Genomic DNA, 6,330 nt, shown 5'->3' on the forward strand with positions numbered 1-6,330 from the left:
CGGGTCAGATCGCTGGTGTGAACACCCTCAGCACGTGGTCGTCGATCTGTTCGATGCCCTGGGGGGTCGTCAGGGCCAGCGCTCCCTGACCGCCACCTGATCCCGCGTCGGGGTCCGCGGTCAGGTCGATCCGGGCGCCGGTCGGCAGCAGGTTCGTGGACAACAGCGGCCGGTTGTCGTCGAGCACCCACGTCGTTCCGTCCAGGCGCCAGACGCTCTGTGGGACTCCGGGGCGCGAGGTCGAGGTGAAGTCGTCTCCGAACTCGCAGACGTTGGTGGAACTGCTGGCGCGGAGCGTTCCTTCGCTGTCGAACCAGAGGTCGTTGATGGTCTGGTACTCCTGATCGGCGGCCTCGCCCTCCACCATCGCGGACATGTCCGTGGCGACGGAGGTGCCCGGCTGGGCCGGATCCACGATGAACAGCGTGTAGCCGTAGACACAGGCCCCGCCGCTGCCGCCTTCGAGCACGGCAGCCCGGGGGCCGCCGTAGGCCGACTGTGCCGAGTAGGCCTGGTCCTCCCACAAGGAGGCGCCGGAAGGCAGCTGGTCGTCGAAGCGGGTGACCGTTCCGTCGGCATCGATGCGATGGGACACGGCGACCGGCCCGCCGCGGTAACCGTCGGTGGAGCCGTCGTACCCGAAGGCGAGGATGCTGTCGCCCGTCGCCAGTAGTGCGTCCCACGTGATGCCGGCCGGTTGCGTCGCCTCGTCCCGTCGATCGTCGAGGGAAGGCAGGGAGTAGCTGACGACCCCGGAACCGTCGAGGGTGACGACGCGGTCGTCGCGGACGGCGCTCGGCCCGCATCCGTCGGGGTCACGACACTCCGTGGTCGTGGTGGAGCCGTTGTCGGTGTCGACCACCGTCAGCGCGCCCGCGGAGACGACGGCGACGTAGCGGCCGTCGGCGCTCCACGACGGTTCGCCCGCATCGGGAAGCCGGGTGACCTCGTCGGCCCCGTCCATGACGACGACGGTGGTGTCCGGGATCCCGTCCCCGTCGGGGTCCGCTCCGGCGAGCGTGTAGGCGTAGACGTCCCGCAGCACCTCTGCCGGTGGTTTCGATGCGGCGGGGTCGTCGTCGTTGAGGAGTACGGCGGTGCCGGCTCCGGCACTGACGACAGCGAAGATGCTCGCGGCCGCGACGGCCCCCTTGGCGCCACCGATTGCGGCCAGTACGCCGCCTCCGGAGCCTGCCGCACTCGCCCCGCCCGCGCCCGATGCGGCGGCTCCTCCGACGCCGACGCCTGCGCCTCCTGCGCCTCCTGCGCCGAGGCCGGATCCGAAGCCGACTCCACCGACGCCCGCACCCCCGGCGCCGACGGCCGCGCCGCCCGCGACTCCGCCGCCTGCCCCGGCACCGCCGAGGCCTGCGGCGACCCCGCCCGAGCCGATCGCCCCCGCGGCAGCCAGCCCGGCTGCCAGCGGCGCCGCTGCGGGCGCTGCGCCGAGCAGGCCGAGTGCGGCGGGTGCGGCGGAAAGGCCCGACAGGGCGGCGAGTGTGGAGGCAACGAGCGTGCCGAGCGCGGCGCCCGCGGCGGCCCATTCGGCGCCGTACGCCTGGGTCGCGGCGATGTTGAGGCTGGTCAGGAACGCCCGGCTGTTCTGGTGGCGTCGGGTCGGGTCCTTGGCGAGGTCCTGCGTGCAGAGTCCGGCGAGGGCGTCGCTGATCCCCGGGTACAGGCGCTGGAGGTCGGGGATCGGCGACTGCACGTGCAGCAGCGCGGTCATCACCGGGTTCGGGCCGACGTACGGCGGTCGTCCGCAGAGCAGCTCGAAGAGCATCACCGCGGTGGCGTAGAGGTCGCTGCGCTGGTCGATGTGCTGGCCGAGCACGACCTCGGGGGCGAGGTAGGCGGGCGTGCCGATCCAGGCGTCGGGGCCGCCCAGTGCGCGGGGTGGCCCGGTCAGGCCGAAGTCGATCAGGCGCGATGTCCCGGTGGTGTCGAGCAGGATGTTCTCGGGCTTCAGGTCGGCATGGACCAGGCCGGTCGCGTGGACGGCGGCAAGGCCCTGCAACGCGCCCGTGAGCACCGACAGGGCCTGCGGCCCGTTGAGCGGGCCGGCCTCCTCGAGGACGCGTCGCAGCGACGCACCTTCGACGTAGTCGGTGACGAGGGCGGCCAGGTCCGGGGTGTCGATGACGTCGCGGATCCGCACCACGTTGGGGTGGTTGACCGAGCGCAGTGCGGCTGCCTCGTCGCGGAACATCCGGCGACGCCAACCCTGTTCGGGCCAGTCGAGCACCTTGATCGCGACGGGTTCGCCGGAGCCGGGGTCGACGCCGAGGTGGACGGTCCCGAAGCCCCCCGACCCGATGACCCGGGAGACGGGGTAGCGGCCGATCTGCTGCATCGACGTCAGTCCTCGACCAGCGCTCAGCGGGCCAGGTCGGCGGCCGACAGGCGGGCCACGGCCTCGGCGATGACGTCGGGCCGCTTGCAGAACGCCCAGCGGACCAGCTGCCGTCCGGCACCGGGCGCGTCGGGGTCGTCGTAGAAGACCTCCGACGGGATCGCGACCACGCCGGCCCGCTCGGGCAGCGCGCGGCAGAAGTCACCGCCGCTGGCCCAGCCGAGGGCGCTGACGTCGGTGGTGGCGAAGTACGTCCCCTCCGGTGTGTACGACGTCAGGCCGGCCGCCGTCAGACCGGCAACGAGCTCGTCGCGGCGCGCCTGCAGGTCGGCCCGGAGCCGCGCCGGGAAGTCCGACGGGCTGTCGAGCGCGCTGGCGACGGCGGGCTGCAGGGGTGCGCCCGAGGTGTAGGTCAGCCACTGCTTGGCGGCGGTGACCGCCGCGACCAGGGGGGCAGGTCCGGTCGCCCAGCCGACCTTCCACCCGGTGACCGACCAGGACTTGCCGGCGCTGGACAGGGTCAGGGTCAGCTCGGCCATGCCGGGCAGGGTCGCGAGGGGCACGTGGACCCGGCCGTCGAAGGTCAGGTGTTCGTAGACCTCGTCGGTCACGACGGTCAGGTCGTGCGCCTGGGCGACCCGGGCCACGGCCGCCAGCTCGTCGGCGTCCAGGACGCGGCCGGTCGGGTTGTGCGGGGTGTTGAGCAGGATCAGCTTCGTGCGCGCGGAGACCGCGGCCTCCAGCTCGGCCGGGTCCAGCCGGAAGTCGGGTGCGCGGAGGGTGACGGGTCGTCGTACCCCTCCGGCGAAGGCGATCATCGCCGTGTAGGAGTCGTAGTAGGGCTCCAGGACGATCACCTCGTCGCCGGGGTCGACCAGGCCGAGCAGGGCTCCGGCGATCGCCTCGGTGCAGCCGGTCGTGACGACGACCTGGGTGTTCGGGTCGAGCTCGATGCCGTAGTGCCGCTGCTGGTGGCGCGCGATCGCCTGCCGCAGGGTCGGGATGCCGATGCCCGGTGCGTACTGGTTCGCGCCACCGCGGAGCGCGTCGACGGCCGCCCCGATCAGCTCCGGCGGGCCGTCGGTGTCCGGGAAGCCCTGGCCGAGGTTGACGGCCCCGGTGCGGACTGCGAGGGCGGACATCTCGGCGAAGATCGTCTCGCCCATGCCGGCGATGCGGCGGGCGGCGGAGTGCGGGGGACCGGGCACCCCCTGAGCCTAGGTCGTCAGGGTGCCGGATGGCGGCACTAGGCTCTGGACCGTGACGACCACGGACACGGCCCTCGCCGCCGACATCGACGCCACCTGCCGCCTCACGGGTGAGTTCACCCTCCGCTCGGGCCAGGTCAGCAACGAGTACTTCGACAAGTACCTCTTCGAGGCCGACCCCGGGCTGCTCGCCCGCGTGGCCCGCGAGGTCGCCCAGCTGCTCCCCGGTGACGCCGACCTGCTCGGCGGCCTGGAGATGGGCGGCATCCCGATCGCCACCGCCGTCAGCCAGCTGGTCGGCATCCCGGTCGTCTTCGTGCGCAAGGAGGCGAAGAAGTACGGCACCGCCAAGCTCGCCGAGGGCCCTGACGTCGAGGGCAAGCGGATCGTGCTGATCGAGGACGTCATCACGACCGGCGGCGCGGTGCGCGACGCGACGAACGCCCTGCGCGAGCGCGGCGCGGTCGTCGAGACCGTCGTGTGTGCGATCGACCGCAGCCCGGGCGAGGACAACCCGCTGGCGGACGTCGCGCTTGAGATCCGCGCGGTCCTCACCAAGGCCGAGCTCGACGCTGCCCGGGCCGCCGCCCAGGCCTGAATTGCGATAGACCCGGGACCATCGAGCGGGGTGGTTACTCGGCGGGCTTCTCGCCCGCGATGTTGACCAGCCAGTCGACGCCGTACTTGTCCTTCAGCATGCCGAAGCTGTCGCCCCACGGCGCCTGCTCGAGCGGCTGGAAGATGGTCGCACCGTCGGAGAGGCCCTCCCACCAGGCGCGCAGGGTGGCGCCGTCCTCGGCCGGTCCGCTGATGCTGACCTGCTGGGTCTGCGGCTCGCCGGGCACGTGCTTGGGGTGGTCGGCGCCCATGAGGAGCACCGCGTCGGAGACGGAGAGGGCGGCGTGCATCACCCAGTCGAGCTCGCCGTCGGCCTCGGCGACGCCCATGGCGGTGCCGCCCATGTCGGCGAACGTCATCACTTCGAGCTTGCCGCCGAGGACGGACTGGTAGAACTCCATCGCCTCGCGGGCCTGTCCGCGCCAGTTGATGTAGGGGTTGAGGTTGATGGCCATCGCTGCTCCCGTGTGTTGAGGTGGGTGATGCAGGGGAGACCGTCGCCTCAGCGAATACTCATCGCTCGTCGGTGACGGCTGCCTCGGTGACGGCGTCGGTGCTGACGGCCTCGGTGCTGAGGGCCTTGTTGCTCTTCGCCCCGGGACGCTTGTGGCGCCACCACTCCCAGGCCAGCGGGATCGCCGAGAAGGCCAGGATCGCGAAGGTGACGTAGTCGATGTTCTCGCCGAGCGCCGGGATGGCCGCTCCGAGGAAGTAGCCGAGCAGGGTGATCGACACGACCCACAGCACGGCACCGATGGCGCTCCACACGAAGAAGCGGCGGCGCTCCATCTGCGTCACGCCGGCGACGACGGTGATGTAGGTCCGGACGAACGGCACGAACCGCCCGATGACCAGCGCCTTGTTGCCGTGCTTCTCGAAGAAGGCGCTGGTGTTGTCGAAGTACTGCTTCTTCAGGATCCTGCCGTCGCGGTGGTAGAGCGGCGGCCCGAGCTTGCGCCCGATCTCGTAGCCCGCGACATTGCCCGCGAAGGCCGCGACGACCAGCAGCACCATCGCGATGACGAGCTCGGTCGGCTCGTGCTCGATGCCCACGACGGAGTAGCCGGTCGTGTTGCTGCCGGCGATGAAGAGGCCGAGCGCGAACAGCAGGGTGTCACCGGGGAGGAACGGGAAGAACAACCCGCACTCGACGAACACGATCCCGATCGCGATCCAGATGAAGGCGGCACCGTACTGGTGCTGGAGCCATTCGGGGTCCAGCCACTTGATGCCCAGCAGCATCGGCACGACGAAAGGGGTCGCGACCAGCGAGTTCACGGCGCCACGGTACCGGCCGGGTCCCAACGGCGTGGCCGTTAGGGTGCGGTTCGTGGCAGCGGATCCGGACAGCGCAGACGAGCGGCGGGCGCCGTACGACCCGATGCCGAACGGCCAGCCCGAGGTCGGCGTCGGTCCCTGGGCGGGTCCGTGGCCCCAGGGACCCGGTTCCGAGGTGTACGACGAAGCGCTGCTGCGCGACGGAGATCGACGCAATGTCGTCGACCGCTACCGGTACTGGAGCCTTGAGGCGATCCGTGCCGACCTCGACCTGCGCCGCCACGGTTTCCACGTCGCCATCGAGAACTGGCAGCACGACTTCAACATCGGCACCATCGTCCGGACGGCGAACGCGTTCCTCGCGGCCGAGGTCCACATCGTCGGCAACCGGCGGTGGAACAGGCGCGGCGCGATGGTCACCGACCGCTACCAGCACGTGCACCACCATGCGACGGTCGAGGACCTCGCGGCCCACCTGTCGTCGTACGACGGCGGGCGGGTGCCGTTGTTCGGCGTCGACAACCTGCCCGGCTCCGACCACCTCGAGACGATGGAGATCCCCGAGCGGGTCTGCTTCCTGTTCGGGCAGGAGGGGCCGGGGCTGTCGGAGGCGGCGCGCGAGGCGTGCGACGCGACGTTCTCGATCGCGCAGTTCGGTTCGACCCGGTCGATCAACGCGTCGGCTGCCGCCGCGATCGCGATGCACGCCTGGGTGCTTCAGCACGCCGACCTGGGCAGCGGCGAGGCCTGGCGCGGCTAGACCTGGCGCGGCTAGATGTGATGCCCAGGGAGGTTGTCCCGCCCTCCGGCGGTGAGTCGGGCTGACAGGTGAGGGCCCCCGGTTGTGAAGTGGAGCTGTCTAGTTCACCGCTT

General features: G+C 71.4%; 6 protein-coding genes. 2 read left to right on the forward strand and 4 right to left on the reverse strand.

Features of this window, described 5'->3' with window-relative positions:
* Positions 1-4: 4 nt before the first annotated feature.
* Both ACOACQ_RS14240 and ACOACQ_RS14245 read right to left on the reverse strand, forming a co-directional pair.
* A complete protein-coding gene (locus ACOACQ_RS14240) occupies positions 5-2,353 on the reverse strand; it encodes a serine/threonine-protein kinase (RefSeq protein ID WP_420288569.1) in 2,349 nt (782 codons plus the stop codon).
* A gap of 23 nt (positions 2,354-2,376) precedes the next feature.
* Positions 2,377-3,561, reverse strand: coding sequence for a pyridoxal phosphate-dependent aminotransferase (locus ACOACQ_RS14245; protein ID WP_420288570.1), 1,185 nt, complete (start codon positions 3,559-3,561; stop codon positions 2,377-2,379).
* Positions 3,562-3,613: 52 nt separating this feature from the next.
* On the opposite strand from ACOACQ_RS14245, the gene pyrE reads away from it, so the two are divergent.
* On the forward strand, positions 3,614-4,159 hold the full coding sequence (gene pyrE / locus ACOACQ_RS14250) for an orotate phosphoribosyltransferase (RefSeq protein WP_420288571.1): 546 nt from the start codon (positions 3,614-3,616) through the stop codon (positions 4,157-4,159).
* A gap of 34 nt (positions 4,160-4,193) precedes the next feature.
* Here pyrE and ACOACQ_RS14255 read toward each other — a convergent pair whose 3' ends face one another.
* Both ACOACQ_RS14255 and ACOACQ_RS14260 read right to left on the reverse strand, forming a co-directional pair.
* Positions 4,194-4,634, reverse strand: coding sequence for a VOC family protein (locus tag ACOACQ_RS14255; protein WP_420288572.1), 441 nt, complete (start codon positions 4,632-4,634; stop codon positions 4,194-4,196).
* Between the two features lie 58 nt (positions 4,635-4,692).
* On the reverse strand, positions 4,693-5,457 hold the full coding sequence (locus ACOACQ_RS14260) for a DedA family protein (protein ID WP_420288573.1): 765 nt from the start codon (positions 5,455-5,457) through the stop codon (positions 4,693-4,695).
* Positions 5,458-5,560: 103 nt separating this feature from the next.
* Here ACOACQ_RS14260 and ACOACQ_RS14265 point away from each other — a divergent pair, with 103 nt between their 5' ends.
* Positions 5,561-6,217, forward strand: a complete 657-nt coding sequence (locus tag ACOACQ_RS14265) for a TrmH family RNA methyltransferase (RefSeq protein WP_378604566.1) — start codon at positions 5,561-5,563, stop codon at positions 6,215-6,217.
* Positions 6,218-6,330 lie beyond the last annotated feature (113 nt).

The sequence above is a fragment of the Nocardioides sp. CPCC 206347 genome, assembly GCF_048654605.1.
In the GTDB taxonomy this organism is placed as follows: Bacteria; Actinomycetota; Actinomycetes; order Propionibacteriales; family Nocardioidaceae; genus Nocardioides.